Genomic DNA, 25995 nt, shown 5'->3' on the forward strand with positions numbered 1-25995 from the left:
GGTCCTGCCCTCGTCCTGCCCTGCCCTCGCCGATCGCCGTCGCGGGCAGGCGGGGCAGGATGGCGCCGTGACCTACACCGGGGACGTACGCGTCGGCGGGCCCGCCGACGTGCTCGAGCTGCCCTCGCTGACGCTGATCAAGCTGGCGGTCGGGCCGATGGACAACAACGCCTACCTGCTGCGCTGCCGCGCCACCGGCGGGACAGTCCTGGTCGACGCCGCCGCCGAGCCCGAGCGGCTGCTCGCCCTCATCGACGAGCACGCGGCGGGTCGGCTCGACCGTGTCGTCACCACCCATCGGCACCAGGACCACTGGGGAGCGCTGTCCGCGGTCGTCGCGGCGACCGGGGCGCGGACGGCGGCAGGCCGTCCGGACGCGCCCGGCATACCCGTGCCGACCGACGACCTGCTCGAGGACGGGGACACGGTCCGCGTCGGCGAGGAGGGCTCGGGCGCGGCCCGGCTGCGCGTCGTCGCGCTCGTCGGGCACACGCCGGGGTCGGTGGCACTGGTCCTCGAGGAGTCCGAGCCGGAGCCGCACGTCCTCACCGGCGACTCGCTGTTCCCCGGCGGCGTCGGCAGGACCGGCTCCCCCGCGGACTTCATCTCACTGCTCGACGACGTGGAGCGCGAGCTCTTCGGCACGCTGCCCGACGCGGCCGTCGTGCATCCCGGCCACGGCCGCGACACCACGCTCGGGGCCGAGCGCCCGGCTCTCGGCGCCTGGCGCGCGCGCGGCTGGTGAGCGTCCCCGTGGGCAGCGCGGCTGCCTCGCACCGGCTCGGCCCGTACCTCGCGCTGGACGCCGTGGTGGAGGTCGACGTCGCCGACGCCCGGGCCGCCGCGTACCTGCGCCGCGCGCTCAGCGGGCTGCCGCCGGCGCCGGACGGCGCGCGGGCGGTCGCGTACCGCCTGATCAGCGACGACCGGGGGCACGTGCTGGAGCGCAACGGTGAGCCCGTGCTCGTGGAGCCGGACCGGCCGTGGCTGCCGGCCGCCTACCTGCTCTGGCACCTGAACCGCGACGCGGTGGCCGCGACCCTGCCCCGGGCGACGGTGCTGCACGCTGCGGCCGCCTCCTGGGCGGGCGCGACGGTGCTGCTGCCCGCGCCCATGGAGACCGGGAAGTCCACGCTCGTCACCGGGCTGGTACGGGCGGGCTTCGCGTACGTCAGCGACGAGGCCGTCGCCGTCGACCCGGCCACGCTGACGCTGACGAGGTACCCCAAGCCGATCGGCCTCGACCCCGGCTCCTGGCCCGTGCTCCCCGCAGCACGGCCGGCCGACGCGGACGTGCTGCCGGAGCAGTGGCTGGTCGACGCTCCCGGCCTGCCCGGCTCAGGCGGCATCGCCCCGGACCCGGTGCCGCCGGCCCGGCTCGTCGTTCTCGCGTCGTACGCGCCCGGCACGCAGACGCGGCTGGAGCCGATGACGCCTGGCTCGGCGGTGCTGCAGATGGCCCGTAGCTGCTTCGGCTGGCCGGGGACCGCCCGCCGTGACCTGCCCGTCCTGGCCCGGCTGGCCGAGACCGTCCGGGCGGTACGGCTGCACCGCGGGGAGCTGGACGAGGCGGTGGCGGCCGTGCGCGCCGCGCTCGAGGAGGAGGCGGCATGACCGGGTCCCCACGGCTGCGCGCCGGCGTCCTGTGGGTGGACGTGGCCGACGAGCGGGTCGGCTACGACGAGGAGGCCGGTCGGCTGCACCTGCTCAGCCCGGTGGGGGCGGCGGTGGCCGCCCTGCTGGAGCAGGGACGCTCGACCGACGAGGTCGTCGACGAGCTGGTCGTGGCGTCCGGCCGGTCCCACGCCGACGTCGGCGCAGCGGTGTCGCAGGTCCTGCGCTCGCTGGCCGACGAAGGCCTGCTCGCCGACCCCGCCGAGGACCGATAGCTCCCGGCGAGGCCGGGCCGTCCTCAGCCGTGCAGGCCGGCGCCCTCGACCCGTTCGCGCTCCTGCGCGGACAGGTCGACCGCGGGCTCGGTGCGGGACTCGCCGGGCCGACCCGTACCGGCCGCGGCGGAGGAGCCGTCCTTGCCGAGCGATACCGGGCCGCCGAGGCCGTTGAGCCCCGGGGGCAGGGCCGGAAGGGCCGCGACCGCCTGCGGCTGGGCGCGGCCCCACTCGAGCTCGACGTCGCGCAGCAGCGCCTCGAGGTACGCCCGCAGCTGCACCCGGGTCACCTGCCCGAACGCCCGCAGGTAGGCGACCTGCTCCTCGAGCTCCTGTCGCGTGCGGGCGGTGTCCGAGGCGGCGCCGGGCCCGTCCTCGCCCGTCGCGGCCACGCTGGCCCCCGCGGGCAGAGCCGGAGCCCCGTTGGCCTGCTGCTGGGCCGCCGCACTGGCCTCCAGCGCGACCCGCTCGGCGTTGTCGAGGATCGCCTTGGCCCGGGTGCGGGCCTCCTCGACCAGCTCCTCGGCGTGCTGGCGGGCGTCGCTCGTGACACGCCGGCTGTACTGCTCGGCGTCGGCGACGTACTGGTCCGCGGTCTGCTGCGCCGCAGAGAGCACGCGGACGGCCTGCAGGGACGCGGCGTCGCGCCGCTCGCCCCCACCCTCCGCGCCGTCGGAGCTCGACACCTGCTCCTTGAGCCGGATCACCTCGTCCCGCAGCTCGCCCTTCTCGCGGATGAGCCGGGTGAGCTCCACCTGGACGCGCTCGAGGAAGACGTCGACCTCCGTCACGTCGTAACCGCGGCGCCCGAGGCCGGAGCGGCCGAACAGGACGCTGTGCACGTCGGCCGGGCTCAGCCGGCGCGCCCACTCCTGGCTGTCGGCGACAGAGTTCGTCGGGGTCGTCATGACGTCAAGCTCCCTTCGGCACTGGGCCCCGGCCGGCTCGGGGCGAACCTCTCCGCTCGGATGCGGTGCTCCGGCACGCCCGCCTTGACGAGCTCCTTGACGGTCTCGTCCACCATCGACGGCGACCCGCACACGTACACGTCCCGGCTCGCCCACGGCCCGTCGCGGACCACGATGTCGCTGACCAGGCCCTTCTCCCCGGCGAAGCCGTCCTCGTCGGACACGACGGGGACCAGCGTCACCCACGGGTGAGCGCGGGCGAGCTCCTGCAGGCTCTCCAGGTCGTACAGCTCCTCGACCGTGCGGGCGCCGACGTAGAAGTCCACCCGCCGGGCCACGTCGTCCTGCGTGACCTGGTCGAGGATGGCCTTCAGGGCGGAGACGCCGGTCCCGCCCGCGACGAGCAGCAGGTCGCGGTCGGAGCCACCGTCGAGCACCAGGTCGCCCTGCGCCGGGCCCAGGCGCACGGGGTCGCCCACCGAGAGGTGGCGGACCAGCGCCGAGCTGACGGGGCCGCCGTCCTGGGCGCGGACGTGCAGCTCGATGAGGTTGTCCTCGCGGGGGGCGTTGGCCACGGCGTAGTAACGCCAGAGCCGCGGGCGCAGCTCGGTCTCGATCGCGACCGCCTGGCCCGGGGAGAAGTCGAGCCGCTGTCGCGGCTCCAGGCGGATCACCGCGATGTCGAGCGTGCGCCGCTCGTGGGAGACGACGCGCGCGTCCCACCAGGCGGGCTCGTCGGACTCCGCGGCCGCCTCCGTCATCACCGTGGCGATGACGCCGTACGCCTCCGCCCAGTCAGCGGCGAGCTCGGGCGTCCACGCGTCCCCGGCGAAGTGCTCGAGGGTCGCCAGCAGGCTGGCCCCCACGGCCGGGTAGTGCTCCGCCAGCGTCCCGAACTTGCGGTGGTCGCGTCCGAGGTCCTGCAGGAACGGGACAAGAACGTCCACATCGTCCACATTCGTCACGATGTGCCCGAGCGCCGCGAAGAGCCGGTCGCGCTGGGTCATCATCGAGACGGGGAACAGCGAGCGCGTCTCGGGATAGTTCAGGAACAGGTGCGAGTAGAAGAAGAGCGGAACCTCGTCGCCGTTGGCGCCGACGATCTCGAAGCTACGCCGCATTCGCTGGATGTCCACCAGATGCTCCCCTTCCCCACGGCCGTGCGTGCTGTCCGGTACAGGCCCCGACGATGGTCAGGCCTCCGAGCGCGCGGGAGCCGGCTCGGACACGATGTCGTCACGGGTCGCGCCGAGCGCGGCCGCGACCTGGCCCTTGGTCTCCTCGTCCACACCGAGGGCGGTCAGCGTGTCCGCGAGGTGGCCGACCACCCGGTCGAAGTCCTCGGACGTGATGCAGAGCGGCCGGTGGGCCGTGGCCAGCTCCCGCCCGTCGTACGCCTTCGGGCCTCCGGTGACCTGGACCAGGAGCGCAGTCTGGTGCTGGCGCAGGCGCCCCATGTCGACCCCGGCGAAGTAGTGGGCCAGCGCAGGGTCACCCGTGACGCGCACGTAGAAGTCGTCCACCGCCGTACGGATGCCGTGCTCCCGGCCGAGGACCTCGTAGATCGACACGTGCGCGCCCACTCCCAAACGTTCACCGACCGCCGGACGGCCGTCCGGCGGTCCGACTGTAGGGCGTGTCGGGGATGTCCGTAACGCAATCTGCAACTTCGGGGTCTTGCCCCGCAAGCTCTCGTCGCACCAGGGCGGCGAATTGCCGAGGCCCCCGCTTTCCGTAGCCATTCCGCGACAGCGCGTCGCAGACGACGGGCCGCACCGTCACGTCGAGCACTCGCGAGTCCTTCCGGGCGTATGTACCGGTATCGGCCCTTCTGTGAGCTGGCCAGGCTCCCCGCACGGTTGACTTCCGACGAATGTGCGTCCCTGTTTCGGCCGGAGTTGCTAGCGTCCGCACCGCGTCACCAATCCGCACAACACACGTACAGGAGACACCGATGGACGACAGCGCTTCGACGCTGCCGAGGGGGAACGGGGTCGACCGGCGGACGGTGCTCAAGCGCGCAGGTGCGCTGGGCGTCGCCACCGTGTGGGCGGTACCGGTCCTGCAGAGCACGGGCGTGGCCCACGCGGTCGGCAGCCCGCTCCCCGGCGGCGGGCCGACGCCTCCGGGCGGCATCGACCAGCTCCCGCTGCGCGGTGTGCTGGTGGTCAACATCGACGGCGGCACGGACAAGGTCGCGCTCAGCATCTACAACGGCGGCAACACCCTCGACCGCACGATCAACAACGAGGACAGCACCTTCATCACGTCCAAGGTCGGGACGTGGCGCGACGCGACCAGCGCCGAGCGCAACCGCTTCTCGACCTTCGGCGCCACGACCTACGCCGGCTCCGCAGCGCTGTTCGTCACCCTGCCGGCGGGCGTCACCTTCGTCGACGGCATCACCTACACCTTCGACGGCAGCTTCTTCAGCTGCGGCGACGGCGACAAGTACACCGGTGCCTACCGCAGCGGCACCACGGTCTACTTCGTCCGCACCTGCAACGAGCCCAGCAGCGGCGAGTAGTACCCAGCTGCAGCAGCAGGAAGGGGCGGCCCCCACGGGGCCGCCCCTTCGCGCGTTCGCGGGTCAGCCGACGCCGGCCGTCCGCATCCCGCGCAGCTCCTTCTTGAGCTCCTGGACCTCGTCACGAAGCCTGGCAGCGAGCTCGAACTGCAGCTCCGCCGCTGCGGTGCGCATCTGGTCGGTCAGCGTCTGGATGAGCTCGGCCAGGTCGTTGGCCGGCATGCCCGAGGCCAACTGCTTGGCGTGCGCGCCGACGTCCGCCTTCGAGGACAGCCCCGGGACCGGGGACTTGCCGCGCGACTGCTGGCGCCCCGACCCGCCGAGCAGCTCCGCCGTGTCGGCCTCCTCCCGCGCGAGCAGGTCGGTGATGTCGGCGATCCGCTTGCGCAGCGGCTGCGGGTCGATCCCCCGCTCCTTGTTGTACGCGACCTGCTTCTCGCGACGGCGGCTCGTCTCCTCGATCGCCTGCGCCATCGACGGCGTGATCTTGTCCGCGTACATGTGCACCTGACCGGACACGTTGCGGGCGGCGCGCCCGATCGTCTGGATCAGGGAGGTCGCCGAGCGGAGGAAGCCCTCCTTGTCCGCGTCGAGGATCGCCACCAACGACACCTCGGGCAGGTCGAGGCCCTCGCGGAGCAGGTTGATGCCGACGAGCACGTCGTACTCGCCCATCCGCAGCTCGCGCAGCAGCTCGACCCGGCGCAGGGTGTCCACCTCCGAGTGCAGGTAGCGCACCCGGATCCCCAGCTCGAGCAGGTAGTCGGTCAGGTCCTCGGACATCTTCTTGGTCAGCGTGGTGACCAGGACGCGCTCGTCGCGCTCGGTGCGCTGCCGGATCTCGTGGACCAGGTCGTCGATCTGCCCCTTCGTGGGCTTCACGATCACCTCGGGGTCGACCAGGCCGGTCGGGCGGATGACCTGCTCGACGAACTCGCCGCCGGTGCGGGTGAGCTCGTACGCCCCCGGCGTGGCCGACAGGTAGACCGTCTGCCCGATGCGCTCGAGGAACTCCTCCCACTTGAGCGGCCGGTTGTCCATAGCGCTCGGCAGTCGGAAGCCGTGCTCGACCAGCGTCCGCTTGCGCGACATGTCCCCCTCGTACATCGCGCCGATCTGCGGCACCGCGACGTGCGACTCGTCGATGACGAGCAGGAAGTCCTCGGGGAAGAAGTCGAGCAGGGTGTTGGCGGCCGAGCCCGGCTCGCGGCCGTCGATGTGCAGCGAGTAGTTCTCGATGCCGGAGCAGAAGCCGACCTGGCGCATCATCTCGATGTCGTAGGTCGTGCGCATGCGCAGCCGCTGGGCCTCGAGCAGCTTGCCCTGCTTCTCCATCTTGGCCAGCTGGTCGGCGAGCTCGCGCTCGATGCCGGCGATCGCCCGCTCCATGCGCTCCGGGCCGGCCACGTAGTGGGTCGCGGGGAAGATACGCACCTGCTCCTGCTCGGCGATGACCTCGCCGGTCAGGGGGTGGAGCATCATGATGCGCTCGATCTCGTCGCCGAACATCTCGATGCGGACGGCGAGCTCCTCGTAGACCGGGATGATCTCGATGGTGTCGCCGCGCACCCGGAACGTCCCGCGGGTGAAGGCCAGGTCGTTGCGGGTGTACTGCACCTCGACGAAGCGGCGCAGCAGCGAGTCCCGGTCGATCTCCATCCCGACGTGCAGCTCGACCATGCGGTCGACGTACTCCTGCGGGGTGCCCAGGCCGTAGATGCACGAGACGGTCGCCACCACGACCGCGTCCCGGCGGGTGAGCAGCGAGCTCGTCGCCGAGTGGCGCAGCCGCTCGACCTCCTCGTTGACCGAGGAGTCCTTCTCGATGTAGGTGTCCGTCTGCGGGACGTAGGCCTCGGGCTGGTAGTAGTCGTAGTACGAGACGAAGTACTCGACCGCGTTGTTCGGGAGCATCTCGCGCAGCTCGTTGGCCATCTGCGCGGCGAGGGTCTTGTTCGGCTCGAGGACCAGGGTGGGGCGCTGCAGCCGCTCGATGAGCCACGCGGTCGTCGCGCTCTTGCCGGTGCCGGTGGCACCGAGCAGCACGACGTCCTTCTCCCCCGCCCGCACCCGCCGCTCGAGCTCGGCGATGGCGGTGGGCTGGTCACCGCTCGGCTCGAACTCCGAGACGACGCGGAACGGCGTGGCGGCGCTGCGCTGGAGGTCGGTGACGGGTCGCACCCATCGAAGGTACGTCGCACCACCGACAGTCGGCCGGGCGAGCGGCCCGGCGGGCAGCGGCTCAGCCGTGGGCGGACGCCGCCGCCCCGTCCAGGCGCTCCCAGAGCCGGTCGACCTGAGCGCGCAGCGCGTCGGCCGGCCCGCTCCCGTCGAGCACGACGTCGGCCGCTGCCAGCCGCTCGGGCCGCGAGGCCTGCGCCGCCACCCGGGCGCGCGCCTCCTCCGGCGAGAGCCCTCGGCCGTCCACCAGCCGCCGGACGCGCAGGTCGTCCGGCGCGTCGACCACGACGACGAGGTCGAGGCCCGCGGTCAGCCCCTTCTCCACCAGGAGCGGCACGTCGTGCACCACGACGGCGCCGGGAGCGGCGGCGGCGGCCAGCTCGGCCCGGCGCCGCCCGACCTCCGGATGGACGATCGCCTCGAGCCGTGCCCGCGCCTCGGGGTCGGCGAAGACGAGCCGTCCGAGCGCGGCCCGGTCGAGCGCACCCTGCTCGCTGAGCACCCCGCGGCCGAAGGCCTCTACCACGGCAGCCAGCCCCGGCGTACCGGGCGCCACGGCCTCCCGCGCGAGCACGTCGGCGTCGATGACGACGGCGCCGAGCTCGGCCAGGCGGGCGGCGGCCGTCGACTTGCCGGCCGCGATCCCGCCGGTCAGCCCGATCTGCAGCATCCGGACATCCTGCCTGCCGTCCATGCCGGGAACGCCGAACGCCCCCCACCCGGAACGGGCAGGGGGCGTTCGGCCAGCGGTGCGGTCAGGCCCCGCCGGTGAGCTTCTCGCGCAGCGCAGCGAGCGCCTCGTCGCTGGCGAGCGTGCCGCCGGCGTCCGCGACGGGCGCGTCCGAGGAGTAGGTCGACGGCGTCTCGGCCGACGCCTCGACCTCGGCCTGAGCGGCCGACGCGATCTGCTTGCGGTGCGCCTCGAAGCGCGCCTGCGCCTCGGCGTACTGACGCTCCCACTCGGCCTGCTGGGCCTCGTGGCCGGGCAGCCACTCGTTGGTCTCCGGGTCGAAGCCCTCGGGGTAGATGTAGTTGCCCTGCTCGTCGTACGTCGCGGCCATGCCGTAGAGGGTGGGGTCGAACGTGTCGCCCTGCGCCTCGCCGGTCTCGTTGGCCTGCTTGAGCGACAGCGAGATGCGCCGGCGCTCGAGGTCGATGTCGATGACCTTGACGAAGATCTCCGTGCCGACCTGGACGACCTGCTCAGGCAGCTCGATGTGGCGCTCGGCCAGCTCGGAGATGTGGACCAGGCCCTCGATGCCCTCGTCCACGCGGACGAACGCGCCGAACGGCACCAGCTTGGTGACCTTGCCGGGGACGACCTGGCCGATCTGGTGCGTGCGGGCGAACTGCTGCCACGGGTCCTCCTGCGTCGCCTTCAGCGACAGGGAGACCCGCTCGCGGTCCATGTCGACGTCGAGGACCTCGACGGTGACCTCCTGGCCGACCTCGACGACCTCGCTCGGGTGGTCGATGTGCTTCCACGAGAGCTCGGACACGTGGACGAGGCCGTCCACGCCGCCCAGGTCGACGAAGGCGCCGAAGTTGACGATCGAGGAGACGACACCGGAGCGCACCTGGCCCTTCTGCAGCGTCTGCAGGAAGGTGGAGCGGACCTCGGACTGGGTCTGCTCGAGCCACGCGCGGCGGGACAGGACCACGTTGTTGCGGTTCTTGTCCAGCTCGATGATCTTCGCCTCGAGCTCGCGGCCGACGTACGGCTGCAGGTCACGGACGCGGCGCATCTCGACCAGCGAGGCCGGGAGGAAGCCGCGGAGGCCGATGTCGAGGATGAGGCCGCCCTTGACGACCTCGATGACGGTGCCGGTGACGACGCCGTCCTCCTCCTTGATCTTCTCGATCGTGCCCCAGGCCCGCTCGTACTGCGCGCGCTTCTTCGACAGGATCAGCCGACCCTCCTTGTCCTCCTTCTGGAGGACGAGGGCCTCGACGTTGTCGCCGACGCTGACGACCTCGGAGGGGTCGACGTCGTGCTTGATCGAGAGCTCGCGCGAGGGGATGACGCCCTCGGTCTTGTAACCGATGTCGAGCAGGACCTCGTCCCGGTCGACCTTGACGATGACACCGTCGACGATGTCGCCGTCGTTGAAGTACTTGATCGTGGAGTCGATTGCGGCGAGGAAGTCTTCCGCGGACCCGATGTCGTTGATCGCGACCTGGCGCGTGGCAGGGGCCTCGACTGGGGTGGACGTCATGTAGGAGGGGCTCCGTAGCGGGCAATGAGTGTGTCGGCGTGCGCCCGGGACCCGTCGTCGGCTGTGTCGAACTGCACCAGAGGCTGTCCACCAGAGGCACGACGCCGAGCGGGGAGTCCCGCGTCGACACCGCAGTTGCTCACACTGCTGAGCGCGGCCCACTCGGTCCGAGGTCGCGCAGGCCCACGTACGCGTTGTACAGGATAGGGCCCGGCAGCATAGCGGTCAACGCGACGGAAGGGACATCTGTGAGCTCCTCGCCCGGCGACGCCACTTCTCCTCCCCAGAAGGCGGCCCGAAGCGGCACGGGCACCGGCACGAGCACCGGGCTCGACGCCGTCACCCGACGTCCGGCGGGGCCGCTCGAGAGCGCGCGGGCGAACCGGCACTGGTGGGACGCGGCGGCCGACGGCTACCAGGACGAGCACGGCCGGTTCCTCGGTGACGCCGACTTCGTGTGGGGCCCGGAGGGGCTGCGCGAGGCCGACGCCCGGCTGCTCGGTCCCGTGGCGGGTCGCAGCGTGCTCGAGATCGGCTGCGGCGCCGCCCAGTGCGCCCGCTGGCTGATGGGCGAGGGGGCCGAGCGGGTGGTCGCGCTGGACGTGTCGTTCGGCCAGCTGCAGGCCTCCCGGCGCATCGACGCCAGGCTCGGCACCTCCGTGCCGGTCGTCCAGGCCGACGCCCAGCGCCTGCCCTTCGCCACCGGCTCGTTCGACATCGTCTGCTCGGCCTACGGCGGCGTGCCCTTCGTCGCAGACTCCCTGGAGGTGATGCGGGAGGTGGCCCGCGTGCTGCGGCCGGGCGGCCGCTGGGCCTTCTCGGTCACCCACCCGATCCGCTGGGCCTTCCCCGACGACCCCGGCCCCGCGGGGCTCACCGCGCGGGACTCGTACTTCGACCGCCGCCCCTACGTGGAGCAGGACGAGTCGGGCAGGGCGACCTACGTGGAGCACCACCGCACCCTCGGGGACCGGGTGCGGGAGCTGACCGCAGCCGGGCTGCGGCTGCTGGACCTGGTGGAGCCGGAGTGGCCCGCCGGCCACGACCGCAGCTGGGGCGGATGGAGCCCGCTGCGCGGGCGGCTGCTGCCCGGCACCGCCGTCTTCGTGTGCGAGGGGCCGGCGGGCCGGGAGGCGTAGGCGGCCGGCCAGGTTAGGCTTGCCTGACCTGTTGGACAGCACGTCAGGAGCCTCCATGCCGTACGCCCTCCCCCTGGCCCGTCTCCGCCGGCGCGCCGCCGTCGTCCTGAGCGTCGTGGCGGTCGGGCTGGTGTCCGCGTGCGGAGGGTCCGACGACGGGGGCGCGACGGGCTCCGGCGGCGGGGCCGAGGCGCAGCCGTCGGGCTCGGCGGCCGCCGGCGCGTTCCCGGTCTCGATCCCGCACGCCCTCGGCACCACGACGATCGAGGAGCAGCCCGAGCGCGTGGTGACCCTCGGCTGGGGCAGCCAGGACGTGGCGCTCGCGCTCGGGGTGGTCCCCGTGGGCATGCCGAAGTTCACCTACGGCGGCAACGCCCAGGGCATCCTGCCCTGGAACGAGGACAAGCTCGCCGGCCAGGCGCCGACGCTGCTCGACGAGAGCGACGGGGTGCCGTTCGAGGCCGTCGCGGCGCTGCAGCCGGACGTCATCCTCGCGACCTACAGCGGCATCCAGCAGGCCGACTACGACCGGCTCGCGCAGATCGCCCCGACGGTGGCGTATCCCGAGACCCCGTGGCTGACCAGCTGGCAGGAGCAGACGACGCTGGTCGGCGCCGCCCTCGGCAAGTCCACGGAGGCCCAGCAGCTGGTGGCCGAGACCGAGCAGGCCATCGCGAAGGCGGGGACCGACAACCCGGTCCTGGCCGGCAAGAGCTTCACCTACGGCAACGCGGCGGGGCCGGGCGCCATCTCGGCCTACGTCACCGGCGACCCGCGGGTCACCCTGCTGACCGGCATGGGGATGGAGCCGGCTCCCGGCATCGAGACGCTGAAGCCCGGGTCCGGCCAGTTCTACGCGGACGTCAGCATCGAGCAGGCCGACACGCTCGACTCCGACGTGCTCGTCATGTGGTACGGCTCGGAGGACGTCCAGAAGCAGGTCGAGGCGCAGAAGCTGTTCCAGGAGCTCCCCGCCGTGCAGCGCGGCTCGTACGTCGCGCTCACCGACCAGAGCTTCGTGTTCGCCACGTCCGCGGTGAGCGTGCTCAGCATCCCGTGGTCGCTGGACACGTTCGTCCCGCAGCTCGTCGAGGCGGCCGAGAAGGCGTGACGGCCGGGCCGTTCCAGCCGCTCCGGCCGGCGCCCGTCCCCACCGGCAGGACCGCGTCCGTGAGCGGACGCCCCCGGGGTGACGGGCGCCGCCGGCGGTGCGCCAAGGCTGCCCGCCCGCGCTTCCACTCCTCCGGCGCCCGGCCGACGCACGCCGGTGGTGGTGGACGGTCAGCCGAACGAGTGGCGCAGCTCTCAGCTAACCCGGGGCCCGCTGGGTATACCCGGCGCCGTGCTACCCCCACGCTCTCGTCGGATCCTCACGCGCTGGCTGCTGGTGCTGGCCGTCGCGGAGGTCCTCGTCGCCGGTCTGGGCGCCTGGAAGGCCGGCTGGCCGTTCGTCGCCCAGTTCCTCGCCGTCACCGTCGCCCTGACCGTCGCCGCCGCCCTGATGGCCCCCTCCGAGGCGCAGGCCGCGGACGGCTGAGCGCCTCAGGGCAGCTCTACCGTCTCCGCCCGCCAGATCTCGCCGAAGGCCTGCTCGAGGTAGTGCCGCAGCGGCCGCCGCACCCGGTCCAGGAGCTCGGCCGCCAGGAGCGGGGCGTGCGCGGCGAGCTCGCCCGGGCGTACTTGCCGGGGGCGCTCGGCCCCCTCCGGCGTGTCGACCTCGTGGATGCCGAGTGCCCCGGCCACCACCGACACGAGCACGTCCGCGTCCACCGGCGCCCACGCCGCGGCCGCCCGCACGGTGCCGTCGAGCGCGTCGAGCACTTCGTCCGCCGCCAGGCCGTCGGGGTAGGACTCCTCGAGCAGCTGGCGGACGACCGAGCCGAGCACCAGCCCTACGCGCTCGGGCTCCTGCATGGCCAGCCGGGCCACCGCCTCGTCGTACGCGGCGGCGTCACCGGCCCCCGCCGCGCCGACGGCGTCGGTGACGGCGTCGGCGAGCTGGCGGGCCGGAGGCGGCAGCTCACCGAGCCGGATCAGGACCACCCCGCCCCCCGCGGCCGCCGTCGTGCGGTCAGTGCCCCGCGTCCTGCCACGTGCGCCCCACGCCCACGCTGACGTCGAGCGGGACCGACAGGCTGGCCGCGGCGCCCATCTCGCGGCGCAGCAGCGCCTCCAGCTCGTCGCGCTCGCCCGCGGCGACCTCGAGCACCAGCTCGTCGTGCACCTGCAGCAGCATGCGCGACCTGAGCTTCGCCGCCGCCATCGCGGCGTCGACCTTGAGCATGGCGACCTTCACGATGTCGGCGGCCGAGCCCTGGATGGGGGCGTTGAGCGCCATCCGCTCGGCCATCTCCCGGCGCTGGCGGTTGTCGCTGGTGAGGTCCGGCAGGTAGCGGCGGCGCCCCAGGACCGTCTCGGTGTAGCCGGACAGCCGAGCCTTCGCGACGATGTCGCGCAGGTAGTTGCGCACGCCGCCGAACCGCTCGAAGTACTCGTCCATCAGGCCCTGGGCCTCGTCGTAGCCGATGGTGAGCTGCTTGCCCAGGCCGTAGGCGGACAGCCCGTAGGCCAGGCCGTACGACATCGCCTTGATCTTCGCCCGCTGCTCGAGGGAGACCTCGGCCGGCGCGACGCCGAAGACCCGCGAGGCGGTGAAGGCGTGGAGGTCCTCCCCCGACTGGAACGCCTCGATCAGCCCCTCGTCCTCGGACAGGTGAGCCATGATCCGCATCTCGATCTGGCTGTAGTCGGCGGTCATGAGCGACTCGAAGCCCGGGCCGACGACGAAGCCCTCCCGGATGCGGCGCCCCTCCTCCGTGCGGATGGGGATGTTCTGCAGGTTCGGGTCGGTCGAGGAGAGCCGCCCGGTCGCTGCGATCGTCTGGTTGAACGTGGTGTGGATGCGGGCGTCGTCGCGCACCTCCGCGAGCAGCCCGGTGACCGTCTGCTTGAGCCGGGACGCGTCGCGGTGACGGAGCAGGTGGGCCAGGAACGGGTGCTCGGTCTGCACGAACAGCGACTGCAGCGCGTCCGCGTCGGTGGTGTAGCCGGTCTTGGTGCGCTTGGTCTTCGGCATCTTCAGCTCGTCGAACAGCACGACCTGCAGCTGCTTCGGTGAGCCGAGGTTGATCTCCTTGCCGATGACCGCGTACGCCTCGTCCGCCGCCTGCTTCACGTGGTCGGCGAAGTACGCCTCGAGCCCGCCGAGGTGGTCCAGGTCGACCGCGACGCCGTCCCGCTCGAGGCGGGCGAGCAGCGGCACGAGCGGGAGCTCGACCTCCTGCAGGAGCGGCCCCTGTCCCTTCTCCTCGAGCTCGACGTCGAGCGCGTCGGCCAGGTCGACCACCGCCCGAGCACGCAACATCGCGTTCTGCGCCCGCGCGTCCTCGTCCACGCCGTCGAGCGACAGCTGCCCGTCGTCGCCCCCCTCGGCCCGCAGCTCGCGCTGCAGATAGCGGATGACGAGGTCGGACAGGTCGAACGTCCGGGTGTCCGGCCGGGCGAGGTACGCCGAGAGCTGGGTGTCGCTCGTGACCCCCGCCAGCTGCCAGCCGCGCTCGCGCAGCGCGTGCAGCGGGCCCTTCGCGTCGTGCAGCGCCTTGGGCCGGCGGGGGTCGGCGAGCCACTCGGCCAGCGCGTCGTCGTCGTCGGGCAGCAGCTGGGCCGGGTCGACGTACATCGCCGTGCCGTCCCCGGCCGCCAGCGCGAGGCCGTGCACCTCCCCGCTGCCGCTCCGCCACGTGCCGAGCACGTGCACACCGGTCCGGGCGGCCCCGGAGGCGTGCGCCTCGAGCCACGCCCGCAGGGCGCCGGGGGCGAGCACCTGGCCCGCCATCTCGAAGCCCTCCTCGGCGCTCGGCGCCTCCGGCGCGAACGCCTCGTAGAGCCGCTCGCGGAGCACGCGGAACTGCAGGGTGTCGAACACCTGGTGGACCGCGTCGCGGTCGAACGACTGCCAGACGAGGTCGTCCGGCTGGACGTCGATCGGCACGTCGCGGCGCAGCTCGGTGAGCTCGCGGTTGCGGATGACCTGCGCGAGGTGGTCGCGCAGCGCCTGCCCGGCCTTGCCCTTCACCTCGTCGACGCGGTCGATGATGGCGTCGAGCGAGCCGAACTCGACGACCCACTTCGCCGCGGTCTTCTCCCCCACCGACGGGATGTTGGGCAGGTTGTCGCTCGGGTCGCCGCGCAGGGCGGCGAAGTCGGGGTACTGCGCCGGGGAGAGGCCGTAGCGCTCCTGCACGGCGTCCGGCGTCATGCGGGAGATCTCGCTGACGCCGCGCTTGGGGTAGAGCACGGTCACGTTGTCACTGACGAGCTGGAACGAGTCCCGGTCGCCGCTGCTGATGAGGATCTCGTAGCCCTCGGGCTCGGCCCGGTCGACGAGGGTCGCGATGACGTCGTCGGCCTCGAAGCCCTCCGCGGTCACGACGGGGATGCGCAGCGCCTCGAGCACCTCGCGGATCAGCGGGACCTGGGTCCCGAACTCGCTCGGGGACTTGGTGCGGTTCGCCTTGTACTCCGGGAACGCGGTCGTGCGGAACGTCGCGCGCCCCACGTCGAAGGTGCAGGCCACGTGGGTCGGCTGCTCGTCGCGGAGCATGTTGATCAACATCGACGTGAAGCCGTAGACCGCGTTGGTCGGCTGCCCGGTCGAGGTGTTGAAGTTCTCCACCGGCAGCGCGTAGAAGGCTCGGTAGGCCAGCGAGTGCCCGTCGAGCAGGAGCAGCCGCCCGCCCGTCCGCGAAGTGGCGCCCGCCTGCGCATCCCCCCTGGCGGTCCCACCTGCCGGCACCCCTGCCGTCACCGTGCCGCCGTCCGCCACCGTCGTCCCGCTGGTTCCCGCCACGCCCTGAATCGTAGGCGCGACCGGGGACAGCCCGGCCCCGCCTCGTCCGTCACCGCACCGCTCTAGGCTCCCCGGGTGGACTTTCCCGGACCGGCCGACCTGGGCTTCGCGCCGAGCCCGCTGACCGAGCGCATGGGCATCGTCGTGACGGAGGCGACGCCCGCGCGCGTGGCCGGGACGATGCCGGTGGAGGGCAACACCCAGCCGTTCGGGGTCCTGCACGGGGGGGCCTCGGCGGTCCTCGCCGAGACGCTCGCCTCGATCGGGGCCACCCTGCACGCCGGGCCGGGCCGGGCCGGGGCTGGCGTCGAGATCAACGCCAGCCACCACCGGCCGGGCACCGGCGCGACCATCACCGGCGTCGCCACCGCCGTCCACCTGGGCCGCACGCTGGCGACGTACGACGTGGTGCTCACCGACGACGCGTCCCGGCGCATCTGCTCGGCCCGGGTCACCTGCGCCCTGCGCGACCTGCGCTGAGCTCGGGACGCGCGGCCCAGGCGGCCGGCCCGGGCGGCCGGCACGGGCGAGGGCGGGCCCGCCGCAGCAGCCCCGCCCTCGCCGTTCCGCAGGAGCGCGTCACCCCTTGAGCCCGGAGCGCGACACCCCCTCGATCACGAAACGCTGGGCGAAGACGAACAGCGCGAGCACCGGCGCGCTGGCGATGACGGCGCCGGCCATGATCAGGTCGTAGCGGACGTTGTTGGCCGACTGCAGGGTCGACAGGCCCGGTGGCAGCGTCTGCGTCTCCGGGCTGAACAGCACGTAGACCGGCCACAGGAAGTCGTTCCAGTTGGTGAGGAACGCCAGCAGCGCCAGCGTGACCAGCGCGGGGCGCGACAGCGGCAGGATCACCCGGGAGAAGATCTGCCATTTGTTGGCCCCGTCGAGCAGCGCGGCCTCCTCCAGCTCGTTGGGAAGCGAGAGGAAGAACTGGCGCAGGAAGAAGACCCCGAACGCCGAGGCTGCCGTCGGCACGATCACCGCCCACAGGGTGTCGAGCCACTGCAGCTCGCCCACGATGAGGTAGTTCGGGATGATCAGGATGACCGGCGGCACGAACAGCGTGCCGATGATGAGCGCGAACACCACCCGCTTGAACCGGAAGTCCATCCGCGCCAGCGGGTACGCCGCCATCGCCGCGGTCGCGACCACCAGCGCCGCGTTGGCCGCGGCCGCGATCATGCTGTTGGCGAACCAGCGCAGGACCGGTGTCCCCTCCGCGTCCAGGATCGCGCGGTACGCCCCCAGCGTCGGGTCGTCGGGGATCCAGCTGGGCGGGACGGCCGTCGCCTCCTGCCGCGTCTTGAACGACGTGACGAACATGAAGATCAGCGGGCTGATGAAGATCAGCGCGAGGATCGTGAGCACGACGTAGCGCGCGGCAAGCCGCCCGCCGCGCCCGCGCCCGCGCCGCTCCCCGGTGGCCTCGGGAGCCGCGGGCCTCTCGAGCACGGTCGCCATCTCAGGACTTCCTCTCGCGGAACAGCCAGAAGACGGCCAGGCTGAGCAGCATGAGGACGAGAGTCAGCACGTAGCTCATGGCCGCCGCGTCCCCCATCCGGAAGTTGCGCAGCCCGGTCTCGGTGATCGCGTAGATCGCGGTCCGGGTGTCCGTCCCCGGCTGCCCCAGGGTCATCAGGTAGGACTGGCCGAACATGTTGACCGAGGCGATGATGGTCACCATCGTGACGAAGGAGGTGACCGGCCGCAGGCCGGGCAGCGTCACGTTGCGGAAGCGCTGCCAGGCGTTGGCCCCGTCGACCTTCGCGGCCTCGTAGAGCTCGTTCGGGATGTCCTGCAGCCCCGCCAGGTAGATCACGGCGTTGAAGCCGAGCGTCCACCAGACCGTGACGCCGACGAGCGCGACCCAGGCCTCCGGCACGGACGTGAGCCAGGGGATGTCGTCGGGCAGGCCGACGACGCCCAGATAGTGGTTGACGATCCCGATGTTGCGGTCGAGCAGGAACCGCCACAGCACCCCGATCACCGCGACCCCGAGGACGTACGGGGCGAAGTACACGGCGCGGAACAGGTTGCGCCCGCGGAACCTCTGGTTCATCACGACCGCGACGGCGAGCGGGACGACGAGGAGCAGCGGGACGCTGAACACGGTGAAGATCGCCGTGGCCTTCATGCCGTCCCAGAACGGCCCCGCCGTCACCGACTCGGAGTCGAAGAGGTTGGTGTAGTTCCGCAGCCCCACCCAGGGCTTGCCGGGCAGCGTGTAGTCGTAGTCGTGGAGGCTGATCCAGACGCCGTAGACGATCGGCGCGAGGACGAAGGTGCCGAACAGCACCAGGTACGGCAGCAGGAACAGCCAAGGGGTCGCCCAGGACGTCCGCCGCCCCGACCTCGAGCGCCGCGCGGTCGAGGCCTGCAGGCGGTCGGCCGCCGGGGCAGGTGCGGCGACCTCGCGCTCGGTGGGGCGTGTCGGGGTGCTCATGCCGACCTCACCCGAACTTCTTCTTGTTCTCCTCCATCAGCTTGGAGGCTCTGGCCGCCTGCGACGACAGGGCGTCCGCCGGGGACTCCTTGCCCAGGGTCGCGTTGGCGACGGCGATCTCGAGGGTCTGGGCCTGGACGTCACCGAGGCCGGGCACCGGGGGCAGGAACTTGAGCGTGTCGATCTTCGCGGCGATCGGGCCCTGCGGCGAGTCCTGCACCTGGGCGGAGTCACGCACGGACTTGCGCGCGGGGATCATGCCGGCGCCCGCCCACTCGGCCGACTTCCTGCTGATCCAGTCGATGAAGACCTTCGCCGCCTGGAGCTTGTTGTCGTCACCCGTCGTCTGCCGGGTGATGTAGAAGTTGTGCGAGTTGGCCCAGACGTGGTCCGTCTCGCCGATCTTCGGGATCGGCGACAGCGTGTTCTCCACGCCGGCGGTCTTGAGGTCGTTGATCTGCCAGATCCCGTCCCAGGTGATCGGCACCTCGCCGTTCTTGAACGCGACGTACTGCGAGTCCTGGGCCACGTTCTTCGGGCTGTAGCCCTTGTTGATCACGTCGACCATCCACTGCAGCGCAGCCACGCCCTCCTCGGAGTCGAACGTCGCCTTCGTGCCGTCCTCGGCGTACGGCTCTCCGCCGTTCTGCCACAGCAACGACAGGAACATGAGGTGGGCGGGCCAGCGGGTCGGCATCCAGAAGGGGTTCGCCGTGCCGGAGGACTTGAGCTGGTCCAGGGTGGCCATGAACGAGTCGTTGTCGGTCGGCATCTCGGTCACCCCGGCCTTCTGCAGGGGGTCGTTGAGCGAGTACATCGCCAGGGAGTGCACGTCCAGCGGGATGCCGTAGCGGGCGTCCTGGTAGATCCCCGCGTTCCAGACCTCGGTGGTGAAGTCGTCCTCCGTCAGCCCGAGCGAGGCGGCCAGGTCGTCCACCGGGACGATGACCTTGCGGGCCGCGTTGGTGGCCAGCTGGTCCAGGTGCATCGCCCCGACGTCGGGCCCCTTGCCCGCGGTGACGGCAGCAGGCATCCGCTGGTAGTACTCGTTCCACTGGACCGTGTTCTCGGCGATCTTGATGTTCTGGTGCTCGGCGGTGAAGTCCTTGACCAGCTGCTTCATGAAGGGGCCGTCGCCGCCGGTGAAGCCGTTCCAGTACGAGAGCGTGACCTCCGGGCCGTCGTACGTCCCGCTGAACGTCTGCGCCGGCTGCGCACCGCCGCCACCGGCGGCCTCGCTCGCGCTCTTGCCACCGCCGCAGCCGGCGATCATCGCGCCGGCGGCCGCGCCCACCCCCAGTCCGAGGAAGTGGCGGCGCGAGATGGACTGCTCGTTCCGTGCTGCTCTCGACATCGTTGTCGACTCCTAGGGCTCCCGCTGCTTCGCAGCGGCCGAAGTGGTGGGACCGGCCCGAGCCCGCTGGAGCGGGGCCCGGGGAAGGGGACGGTCAGCCTCCAGCCCGGCACGCGGCCGAGCGACCGGCGTGCGCCCGGTGCTCCGGTACGCGCGCGGGCGGGAGGTCGGCCCTGGTCTGGACCGGCGGCCGGAGCCGCGGCGCCGTGCGACGCCGCCGGCTCCGGGAAGTCGGACGCCCCTTCCCGGTTCCGCCGCCGGAATGGAGCTTCAGCTGTGGTGTCGGCAAATTACACCTTTGACAGCTGTTGCAACAGTTGCCACGCAAGTTGTGATACTTCCGTCATGCCCACGCCCTACCGCAACCCGGTGTTCGACGGCTACTTCGCCGACCCCTTCGTGCTGCGCACCGCCGACGGGTACGTCGCGTACGGAACGGGAGCGGTCGTCGACGGGCGGGCGTTCGAGGTGCTGACCTCGCCCGACCTCGTCTCGTGGGCCTCGGCGGGCGGCGCGCTGGAGCTGCTGGCCGACCCGTCCCTCGGCGCGGACTACTGGGCGCCGGAGGTGGCCGAGCACGACGGGCGGTGGTGGATGTACTACTCGGTGGGGCACGGGGACAAGGGCCACCACCTGCGCGTCGCCGTGGCCGACACCCCTACCGGGCCCTTCGTCGACACGGGGGCCAACCTCACGCCCGACGAGCGGTTCGCCATCGACGCCAGTCCCTTCCGCGACGCCGACGGCACCTGGTACCTCTTCTACGCCCGGGACGTCCTCGAGGGCGACCGCGTGGGCACGATGGTCGCGGTCGACGTGCTCGAGGACATGACGAGGCTGCGCGGCGAGCCACGCACCCTGCTCCGGCCCTCCGGCGACTGGCAGATCTTCCTGCGCGAGCGCGAGATGTACGGCCAGGTCTACGACTGGCACACCCTGGAGGGCCCGTTCGTGCGCGCGCACGCCGGCCGCTACTACCTCTTCTACTCCGGGGGGAACTGGGGCGAGGAGAGCTACGGGGTGGCGTACGCCGTCGCCGACAGCCCGCTCGGGCCGTGGGCCGAGCCGGCGGGCGTGCCGCCCTTGCTGCGCACCGTGCCCGGCGCGGTGCTCGGGCCGGGGCACAACTGCGTGGTCCAGGGCCCGGAAGGGCAGGACGTCGTGGTCTACCACGCGTGGGACACCGGGCGTACTGCCCGGCGGATGTGCCTCGACCCGGTCGTGTGGGACGACTCGGGCCCGCGGGTCCTCGGGCCGACGTACGGCCCGACCGTCCTGCCGCGCGAGCGGTGACGCGGCGCCGGCGTCGGGGCTAGTCGGCCAGCCGGGCCACGCGCAGCCGGCTGCGCGACCGCAGCGAGCGCCGCCGGGCCACGACTCCCTCGACCGCCTCGGGCACGCCCGCGTCGGCCGCCAGTCGGCGTCGCACGGTCGCGACCGGCGCCGACCGGCGGACGACCATCGGGGCGAACCCGAGGCGGGCGTAGAACCGGTTGGCGTCGCGGGCCGTGGGCAGCGTGCTGGTCATGACGTGGTCGGCGCCCATGTCCTCGGCGTAGGCCGCCGCCGCCGCCACGAGCGCGTGGCCCACGCCCTTGCGCCGAAAACCGTCACGGACGTGCATGAAGTGCAGATGCACCGAATGCACGTCGAAAAGCGCGGCATAGGGCTGGTGCGTGAGGACCGCCATTCCCGCGACGGCACCGTCCAGGGTCGCCACCACGATGCGCAGCCCCGGGTCGGCGTCCGCCCGGTCGAGCCGGTCCAGCACCCCGCGCTCGGTGGGCACCGGCGCGGCTCGGTCACGCGAGAGCTCGCGCAGCTCCGCCCACATGTCGAGCAGCGCAGGCACATCTTCCCGCGTGGCAGCGCGGACGGAGACCGCTGGACGTGGCACCGCTCCTCCTGTCGGACGGGCGCGCTCGTGAACGCTTCGTGGACAGCAGCCCACGAGCGCTCGTACGGCGTGCGAAGACCGGCCCCCCGTGCACCGTAGGCTTTCCGCTGCGATCAAGCCCGGGCGGAGCCTACGACGAGATCAACGCTTCGGCTAGCCCGGCCCCTGGAATTCCCGGCAAGGAGTGTTCATCCCGTGTTCGTCGGTGCCGGAACGGTTCTGAACGTCGCAACGATCCTGATCGGGACGGCGGTCGGCGCCCGGCTCGGCGAGCGGCTTCCGCAGCGCACCCGCGACGTGGTCACCGACGGGCTCGGCCTCACCACCCTGCTGCTCGGGGGGCTGAACGCCGTCGCGGTGGGCGACGCCGCGCTGTCGGACGAGGTGGGCGACGCGGCCCCGGTCCTGATCGTGCTCGGCTCGCTGCTGCTCGGCGGCGTCGTCGGCTCGCTCGTCAGGGTGGAGGACCGGCTCGAGTCGCTCGGCGGGCGGATCCGCAGGGCGTTGAGCCGGGGGCCCGTCACGCAGCACGGCCAGCCCGCGGACGACCCCATCGCGGCCGCGAGCCGCGACCGGTTCATCGCCGGGTTCGTGACCGCGAGCCTCGTCTACTGCGTCGGGCCGCTGGCGATCCTCGGGCCGCTCTCGGACGGCCTCGGGCTCGGCATCGAGGAGCTCTCGGTGAAGGCCGCGCTGGACGGCTTCGCGTCCCTGGCGTTCGCCGCCTCGCTGGGCTGGGGCGTGGGAGCCGCCGCGCTTCCCGTGGCCCTGGTGCAAGGGACGTTCACGCTCGTGGGCGCGCTGCTCGGGGAGGTCGTCCCCGACGCCCACATCTCGGCGATGACCGCCGTCGGCGGACTGCTGCTGGTCGGCGTCGGCCTGCGGCTGCTGCGGGTGCGGCCCGTGCCGGTCGCGGACCTGCTGCCCGCGCTGCTGGCCGCCCCGCTCCTCGTGGCGCTGGTGTCAGCGCTGCGGTGAGCGGGGCGGCCGAGCCGGGCCGGCGTCAGTGCGAGACGTCGCCGCCGAGGTACGCGGCGCGCACGGACGGGTCGTTCAGCAGCTCGCGGCCGGTGGCGCTGCGCACCACCCGCCCGGTCTCCAGGACGTACGCCCGGTCCGCGAGAGCGAGCGCCTGAGCCGCGTTCTGCTCCACGAGCAGGACGGTGACGCCCTGCTCGTTGATCTCCTGGATGATCTCGAAGATCTGCTGGATGATCTTCGGTGCGAGCCCCATCGAGGGCTCGTCCAGCAGCAGCACCTTCGGCTGGGCCATCAGCGCGCGGCCGATGGCGAGCATCTGCTGCTCGCCGCCGGACAGCGTCCCTCCGGCCTGCTTCTGCCGTTCCTTCAGCCGCGGGAAGAGCGTGAAGACGCGCTCGACGTCCGCGGAGACGTCACCCTTGCGGATGTAGGACCCCATGTGGAGGTTCTCCAGAACCGTGAGCCCGGGGAAGATCCCCCGGCCCTCCGGCGCCTGGCAGAGCCCCAGCGCCACCCGCTCGTGCCCGGGGACGTTGGTGATGTCCTTGCCCGCGAGCCGGACCGCGCCCTTGGCGACCGACCGGAGCCCGGAGATCGTCTTGAGCGTGGTGGTCTTGCCCGCACCGTTGGCACCGATCAGCGCGACGATCTCGCCCTCGTCCACCGCGACCGTCACGCCCTTGAGCGCGGCGATCTTGCCGTAGTAGACCGAGATGTCGTCGATCTCAAGAAGCATCTGCGGGCGCTCCCAGGTAGGCCTCGATGACGCGGGGGTCGTTCTGCACCTCGGCAGGCAGCCCCTCGGCGATCTTCTGGCCGAAGTCGAGGACCGCGACGCGGTCGCTGATGGTCATGACGAGGCTCATGTCGTGCTCGATGAGCAGGACGGAGACCCCCGTGTCGCGGATCCGCCGGATGAGCGCCTGCAGCTCGACCTTCTCGGCGGGGTTCATGCCGGCCGCCGGCTCGTCGAGGAGCAGCAGCTTGGGCTCGGTGGCCAGGGCGCGGGCGATCTCGAGCCGCCGCTGGTCACCGTAGGAGAGGTTCTTCGACGTCTCCTCCGCGACCCGCCGGATCCCGACCAGCTCGAGCAGCTCCAGGGCGCGCGCCTTGCCCGCCCGCTCCTCCTTGCGGTGCAGCGGGAGCCCGAAGATGGCGTTGATCGGGCCGGTCTTGTGCCGGGCGTCGGCGCCGACCATGACGTTCTCGAGCGCCGTCATGTTGGCGAACAGCCGGATGTTCTGGAACGTGCGGGCGATGCCGTGACGGGTCACCTTGTGCGGCCCGCCACCGCTCTTCAGCTGCTTGCCGTCGAACGTGATCGTGCCCTCGGTCGCCTGGTAGACGCCTGTCGTCACGTTGAAGACCGTCGTCTTGCCGGCTCCGTTCGGCCCGATCAGGGCGAAGATCTCGCCCTCGTCGACGTGCAGGTCCAGGTTGTTCACGGCGGTCAGCCCGCCGAACCGCATGGTCAGCCCGGAGAGCTGGAGCAGGGTGCTCACTTCTTGTCCACCTCGACCGTCTGAGTCGCCGCCGCGCCGACCTCGGCCCCGAGCGTGCCCATGCCGCCGGTGCCTTCTTGCAGCTCCGCTTTCCGTCTCGCATTGGGCAGCAGGCCCTGCGGGCGGAACAGCATGATGAGCACGAGAGCCGCACCGAAGAACAGCTGACGGAACTCCTGGAACTCGCGGAACCGCTCCGGCAGCCAGGCGACCAGGAACGCGCCGAGGATCACGCCGGCGATGTTGCCCGAGCCGCCGAGGACCACAGCGGCGAGGATCAGCGCCGAGAGCACGAACGGGAAGTTGTCCGGCAGGATCGCCGTCGTCCGGCTCGCGTAGACGGCCCCTCCGGCCCCGGCGATGCCCGCGCCGATCGCGAACGACGCCAGCTTGAACTTCAGCGTCGGCACGCCCATCAGCTCGGCGGCGTCCTCGTCCTCGCGGATCGCGGCCCAGGCCCGGCCGACCCGGCTGCGCTCGAGCCGCTTGCCGATGATGATGACCAGGACGATGAGCGCGAGCACGAGGTACCAGTAGGGCTTGGTGCTCAGCGCGCCGAACTCCAGGTCACCGATCGCCGGCGGCCGCGGGACGTTGGTGACGCCCCGGGGCCCGCCGAGCCAGTCGGTGTTGTTCGCCGTGACGCGGATGATCTCGCCGAACCCGAGGGTGACGATGGCGAGGTAGTCGCCGCGCAGCCGCAGCGTCGGGGTGCCGAGCAGCAGGCCCGCGATCATCGACAGCAGGATGCCGACCGGCAGCGCCTCCCAGAAGCCCCAGCCGTACTCGGAGCCCAGGATGGCGTTCGTGTAGGCGCCGATCGCGAAGAACGCGACGTAGCCGAGGTCGAGCAGGCCGGCGTAGCCGACGACGACGTTCAGGCCGAGGGCCATGAGGATGTAGAGCCCGATCGGGAAGACCAGGACGGACGCCCAGTCGTTCTGCGGGCTCATGATGTCGGCGACGCCGGGGATCGACGGCAGGGCCGCGGCCAGCGCGACGAGCGCGATGTAGACCGCCCAGCGCACGGGGGTCGGAAGACCGCCGAAGCTCGGGATGGGCGTACGCGGCCGGCCGCCGCCCTTGATCCGCTCCTTGAACAGTGCCGTGCTCATGCCTTCGACCTCCCGAGCGCCTCACCGAGGATGCCGTTCGGACGGAACAGCAGGACCAGCACCAGGATCGAGAACGTGATGACGTCCTTCCACTCGGCGCCCCAGATGCTCGCGCCGTAGTTCTCGACGAGCCCGATCGTCAACCCGCCCAGCAGCGCGCCGCGCAGGTTGCCGATCCCGCCGAGGACGGCGGCGGTGAACGCCTTGATGCCGAGCACGAAGCCGATGATGTAGCGCGTCTGGTCGAAGTAGACGACGTAGAGCGCGCCGGCCAGGCCGGCCATGGCACCACCGATGAGGAACGTCAGGACCACGACGCGGTTGATGTTGACGCCCATGAGGACCGCGCTCTCGCTGTCCTGCGCGGTGGCCCGGATGCCGCGGCCGAGGCGGGTGCGGTTCACGAAGCGGTCGAGGACGATCATCATCGCGATCGCGGCGACGAAGACCAGCAGCTTGTCGTTGCGGACGATGCCGTCGCCGATGCTGAAGAGCTCGGTCTTCTCGAGCACGCGCTCGCTGTTGACGTAGTCGCGCCCGCTGGCGTGCAGCTCGCCGTTGCTCCAGCGCAGCGCGAAGACCTCCTGCAGGAAGAGGCTCGCGCCGATCGCGGAGATCAGCGCCGCGAGCCGGCTGCTGCCGCGGGTCCGCAGGCGGCGGTACGCCACCCGCTCCAGGACGACCGCGCTCGCGCCGGAGGCGGCCATGCCGGCCGCCGCGGTGCAGAACAGGACGAGCACGAGCGTGAGCCCGCTGGCCGGGCCGGTCAGCCCGAAGAGGGAGATCGTGCCGACCGACGCGAAAGTGCCGATCATGAAGATCTCGGAATGTGCGAAGTTGATCAGGCGGAGCACGCCGTAGACGAGCGTGTAGCCCAGCGCCACCAGGGCGTAGATGGACCCGATCGTCAAGCCGTCGATCGTCGACGACCAGAACAGGTCAACGAAATTACTCACGATGCCTTTCCCAGGACTGGGGCCCGCCTACGCAA

General features: G+C 72.0%; 26 protein-coding genes. 10 read left to right on the forward strand and 16 right to left on the reverse strand.

What is annotated here, in order from left to right:
• Positions 1 to 67: 67 nt before the first annotated feature.
• Genes G9H72_RS09400 through G9H72_RS09410 form a run of 3 tightly spaced genes read left to right on the forward strand, consistent with a single transcriptional unit; the run spans position 68 to position 1889 of the window.
• Positions 68 to 745: an MBL fold metallo-hydrolase gene (locus tag G9H72_RS09400; RefSeq protein WP_166170221.1), complete on the forward strand. Its 678-nt coding sequence runs from the start codon at positions 68 to 70 to the stop codon at positions 743 to 745.
• Positions 742 to 1614 carry a hypothetical protein gene (locus G9H72_RS09405; RefSeq protein WP_166170223.1) on the forward strand — a complete coding sequence of 291 codons (873 nt, stop codon included), beginning with the start codon at positions 742 to 744 and terminating at the stop codon, positions 1612 to 1614. The genes G9H72_RS09400 and G9H72_RS09405 overlap by 4 nt, the downstream gene beginning before the upstream one ends.
• Positions 1611 to 1889 carry a PqqD family protein gene (locus G9H72_RS09410; protein WP_166170225.1) on the forward strand — a complete coding sequence of 93 codons (279 nt, stop codon included), beginning with the start codon at positions 1611 to 1613 and terminating at the stop codon, positions 1887 to 1889. The genes G9H72_RS09405 and G9H72_RS09410 overlap by 4 nt, the downstream gene beginning before the upstream one ends.
• Before the next feature lie 23 nt (positions 1890 to 1912).
• Here the strand turns inward: G9H72_RS09410 and G9H72_RS09415 are convergent, their stop codons facing one another.
• Genes G9H72_RS09415 through G9H72_RS09425 form a run of 3 tightly spaced genes read right to left on the reverse strand, consistent with a single transcriptional unit; the run spans position 1913 to position 4380 of the window.
• On the reverse strand, positions 1913 to 2797 hold the full coding sequence (locus tag G9H72_RS09415) for a DivIVA domain-containing protein (RefSeq protein WP_166170227.1): 885 nt from the start codon (positions 2795 to 2797) through the stop codon (positions 1913 to 1915).
• A complete protein-coding gene (locus tag G9H72_RS09420) occupies positions 2794 to 3933 on the reverse strand; it encodes a globin domain-containing protein (protein WP_166170229.1) in 1140 nt (379 codons plus the stop codon). Before G9H72_RS09420 ends, G9H72_RS09415 begins: the two co-directional genes overlap by 4 nt.
• Before the next feature lie 57 nt (positions 3934 to 3990).
• Positions 3991 to 4380, reverse strand: a complete 390-nt coding sequence (locus G9H72_RS09425) for a group I truncated hemoglobin (RefSeq protein WP_331272137.1) — start codon at positions 4378 to 4380, stop codon at positions 3991 to 3993.
• 371 nt (positions 4381 to 4751) lie between these two features.
• Here G9H72_RS09425 and G9H72_RS09430 point away from each other — a divergent pair, with 371 nt between their 5' ends.
• Positions 4752 to 5324, forward strand: coding sequence for a hypothetical protein (locus tag G9H72_RS09430; protein ID WP_166170232.1), 573 nt, complete (start codon positions 4752 to 4754; stop codon positions 5322 to 5324).
• 63 nt (positions 5325 to 5387) lie between these two features.
• On the opposite strand, the gene uvrB is transcribed toward G9H72_RS09430, so the two are convergent.
• The 3 genes from uvrB to rpsA all read right to left on the reverse strand — a co-directional run bounded on the left by uvrB (position 5388) and on the right by rpsA (position 9721).
• Complete coding sequence (gene uvrB / locus G9H72_RS09435) at positions 5388 to 7505, reverse strand: excinuclease ABC subunit UvrB (RefSeq protein ID WP_166170234.1); 2118 nt, start codon at positions 7503 to 7505, stop codon at positions 5388 to 5390.
• A 61-nt stretch (positions 7506 to 7566) separates the two neighbouring features.
• Entirely contained in the window at positions 7567 to 8175 is a 609-nt protein-coding gene (coaE, locus tag G9H72_RS09440) for a dephospho-CoA kinase (RefSeq protein WP_166170236.1), read from the reverse strand.
• Between the two features lie 85 nt (positions 8176 to 8260).
• A complete protein-coding gene (gene rpsA, locus G9H72_RS09445) occupies positions 8261 to 9721 on the reverse strand; it encodes a 30S ribosomal protein S1 (protein ID WP_166170238.1) in 1461 nt (486 codons plus the stop codon).
• Positions 9722 to 9969: 248 nt separating this feature from the next.
• Here rpsA and G9H72_RS09450 point away from each other — a divergent pair, with 248 nt between their 5' ends.
• From G9H72_RS09450 to G9H72_RS09460, 3 genes are all read left to right on the forward strand, one after another.
• Positions 9970 to 10860 carry a class I SAM-dependent methyltransferase gene (locus tag G9H72_RS09450; RefSeq protein ID WP_166170240.1) on the forward strand — a complete coding sequence of 297 codons (891 nt, stop codon included), beginning with the start codon at positions 9970 to 9972 and terminating at the stop codon, positions 10858 to 10860.
• Between the two features lie 55 nt (positions 10861 to 10915).
• A complete protein-coding gene (locus G9H72_RS09455; RefSeq protein WP_166170242.1) occupies positions 10916 to 11971 on the forward strand; it encodes an iron-siderophore ABC transporter substrate-binding protein in 1056 nt (351 codons plus the stop codon).
• 231 nt (positions 11972 to 12202) lie between these two features.
• The gene (locus G9H72_RS09460) at positions 12203 to 12397 is read left to right on the forward strand and encodes a hypothetical protein (protein ID WP_166170244.1); all 195 of its coding nucleotides are present in this window, start codon (positions 12203 to 12205) and stop codon (positions 12395 to 12397) included.
• Between the two features lie 5 nt (positions 12398 to 12402).
• On the opposite strand, the gene G9H72_RS09465 is transcribed toward G9H72_RS09460, so the two are convergent.
• The gene (locus G9H72_RS09465; RefSeq protein WP_231126702.1) at positions 12403 to 12903 is read right to left on the reverse strand and encodes a hypothetical protein; all 501 of its coding nucleotides are present in this window, start codon (positions 12901 to 12903) and stop codon (positions 12403 to 12405) included.
• 28 nt (positions 12904 to 12931) lie between these two features.
• Entirely contained in the window at positions 12932 to 15709 is a 2778-nt protein-coding gene (polA, locus tag G9H72_RS09470; protein ID WP_331272138.1) for a DNA polymerase I, read from the reverse strand.
• Positions 15710 to 15841: 132 nt separating this feature from the next.
• Here polA and G9H72_RS09475 point away from each other — a divergent pair, with 132 nt between their 5' ends.
• Positions 15842 to 16189: a PaaI family thioesterase gene (locus G9H72_RS09475; RefSeq protein WP_166170577.1), complete on the forward strand. Its 348-nt coding sequence runs from the start codon at positions 15842 to 15844 to the stop codon at positions 16187 to 16189.
• Positions 16190 to 16288: 99 nt separating this feature from the next.
• On the opposite strand, the gene G9H72_RS09480 is transcribed toward G9H72_RS09475, so the two are convergent.
• From G9H72_RS09480 to G9H72_RS09490, 3 genes are read right to left on the reverse strand one after another with little or no spacing between them, the layout of a single operon-like run.
• Positions 16289 to 17173 carry a carbohydrate ABC transporter permease gene (locus G9H72_RS09480; protein ID WP_166170246.1) on the reverse strand — a complete coding sequence of 295 codons (885 nt, stop codon included), beginning with the start codon at positions 17171 to 17173 and terminating at the stop codon, positions 16289 to 16291.
• 1 nt (position 17174) lies between these two features.
• A complete protein-coding gene (locus tag G9H72_RS09485; protein ID WP_166170248.1) occupies positions 17175 to 18155 on the reverse strand; it encodes a carbohydrate ABC transporter permease in 981 nt (326 codons plus the stop codon).
• 7 nt (positions 18156 to 18162) lie between these two features.
• Positions 18163 to 19509, reverse strand: coding sequence for an ABC transporter substrate-binding protein (locus tag G9H72_RS09490; protein ID WP_166170250.1), 1347 nt, complete (start codon positions 19507 to 19509; stop codon positions 18163 to 18165).
• A 345-nt stretch (positions 19510 to 19854) separates the two neighbouring features.
• Here G9H72_RS09490 and G9H72_RS09495 point away from each other — a divergent pair, with 345 nt between their 5' ends.
• Positions 19855 to 20802, forward strand: a complete 948-nt coding sequence (locus tag G9H72_RS09495) for a glycoside hydrolase family 43 protein (protein WP_166170252.1) — start codon at positions 19855 to 19857, stop codon at positions 20800 to 20802.
• 19 nt (positions 20803 to 20821) lie between these two features.
• Here G9H72_RS09495 and G9H72_RS09500 read toward each other — a convergent pair whose 3' ends face one another.
• Positions 20822 to 21406, reverse strand: coding sequence for a GNAT family N-acetyltransferase (locus tag G9H72_RS09500; protein WP_166170254.1), 585 nt, complete (start codon positions 21404 to 21406; stop codon positions 20822 to 20824).
• 195 nt (positions 21407 to 21601) lie between these two features.
• Here G9H72_RS09500 and G9H72_RS09505 point away from each other — a divergent pair, with 195 nt between their 5' ends.
• The gene (locus tag G9H72_RS09505; protein WP_166170256.1) at positions 21602 to 22384 is read left to right on the forward strand and encodes a DUF554 domain-containing protein; all 783 of its coding nucleotides are present in this window, start codon (positions 21602 to 21604) and stop codon (positions 22382 to 22384) included.
• Between the two features lie 25 nt (positions 22385 to 22409).
• Here the strand turns inward: G9H72_RS09505 and G9H72_RS09510 are convergent, their stop codons facing one another.
• Genes G9H72_RS09510 through G9H72_RS09525 form a run of 4 tightly spaced genes read right to left on the reverse strand, consistent with a single transcriptional unit; the run spans position 22410 to position 25963 of the window.
• The gene (locus G9H72_RS09510) at positions 22410 to 23123 is read right to left on the reverse strand and encodes an ABC transporter ATP-binding protein (protein ID WP_166170258.1); all 714 of its coding nucleotides are present in this window, start codon (positions 23121 to 23123) and stop codon (positions 22410 to 22412) included.
• Complete coding sequence (locus G9H72_RS09515; RefSeq protein ID WP_166170260.1) at positions 23113 to 23889, reverse strand: ABC transporter ATP-binding protein; 777 nt, start codon at positions 23887 to 23889, stop codon at positions 23113 to 23115. Before G9H72_RS09515 ends, G9H72_RS09510 begins: the two co-directional genes overlap by 11 nt.
• Entirely contained in the window at positions 23886 to 25004 is a 1119-nt protein-coding gene (locus tag G9H72_RS09520) for a branched-chain amino acid ABC transporter permease (protein WP_166170262.1), read from the reverse strand. Before G9H72_RS09520 ends, G9H72_RS09515 begins: the two co-directional genes overlap by 4 nt.
• Positions 25001 to 25963, reverse strand: coding sequence for a branched-chain amino acid ABC transporter permease (locus G9H72_RS09525; RefSeq protein WP_166170579.1), 963 nt, complete (start codon positions 25961 to 25963; stop codon positions 25001 to 25003). Before G9H72_RS09525 ends, G9H72_RS09520 begins: the two co-directional genes overlap by 4 nt.
• Positions 25964 to 25995 lie beyond the last annotated feature (32 nt).

Source organism: Motilibacter aurantiacus, from assembly GCF_011250645.1.
In the GTDB taxonomy this organism is placed as follows: domain Bacteria; phylum Actinomycetota; class Actinomycetes; order Motilibacterales; family Motilibacteraceae; genus Motilibacter_A; species Motilibacter_A aurantiacus.

Excerpts from the sequence above, each read along its gene's own strand:
- G9H72_RS09410 (WP_166170225.1), top strand. The coding sequence starts at position 1,611 with ATGACCGGGTCCCCACGGCTGCGCGCCGGCGTCCTGTGGGTGGACGTG.
- G9H72_RS09415 (WP_166170227.1), bottom strand. The coding sequence starts at position 2,797 with ATGACGACCCCGACGAACTCTGTCGCCGACAGCCAGGAGTGGGCGCGC.
- G9H72_RS09430 (WP_166170232.1), top strand. The coding sequence starts at position 4,752 with ATGGACGACAGCGCTTCGACGCTGCCGAGGGGGAACGGGGTCGACCGG.
- coaE (WP_166170236.1), bottom strand. The coding sequence starts at position 8,175 with ATGCTGCAGATCGGGCTGACCGGCGGGATCGCGGCCGGCAAGTCGACG.
- rpsA (WP_166170238.1), bottom strand. The coding sequence starts at position 9,721 with ATGACGTCCACCCCAGTCGAGGCCCCTGCCACGCGCCAGGTCGCGATC.
- G9H72_RS09455 (WP_166170242.1), top strand. The coding sequence starts at position 10,916 with ATGCCGTACGCCCTCCCCCTGGCCCGTCTCCGCCGGCGCGCCGCCGTC.
- G9H72_RS09475 (WP_166170577.1), top strand. The coding sequence starts at position 15,842 with ATGGGCATCGTCGTGACGGAGGCGACGCCCGCGCGCGTGGCCGGGACG.
- G9H72_RS09480 (WP_166170246.1), bottom strand. The coding sequence starts at position 17,173 with ATGGCGACCGTGCTCGAGAGGCCCGCGGCTCCCGAGGCCACCGGGGAG.
- G9H72_RS09485 (WP_166170248.1), bottom strand. The coding sequence starts at position 18,155 with ATGAGCACCCCGACACGCCCCACCGAGCGCGAGGTCGCCGCACCTGCC.
- G9H72_RS09490 (WP_166170250.1), bottom strand. The coding sequence starts at position 19,509 with ATGTCGAGAGCAGCACGGAACGAGCAGTCCATCTCGCGCCGCCACTTC.
- G9H72_RS09495 (WP_166170252.1), top strand. The coding sequence starts at position 19,855 with ATGCCCACGCCCTACCGCAACCCGGTGTTCGACGGCTACTTCGCCGAC.
- G9H72_RS09510 (WP_166170258.1), bottom strand. The coding sequence starts at position 23,123 with ATGCTTCTTGAGATCGACGACATCTCGGTCTACTACGGCAAGATCGCC.
- G9H72_RS09520 (WP_166170262.1), bottom strand. The coding sequence starts at position 25,004 with ATGAGCACGGCACTGTTCAAGGAGCGGATCAAGGGCGGCGGCCGGCCG.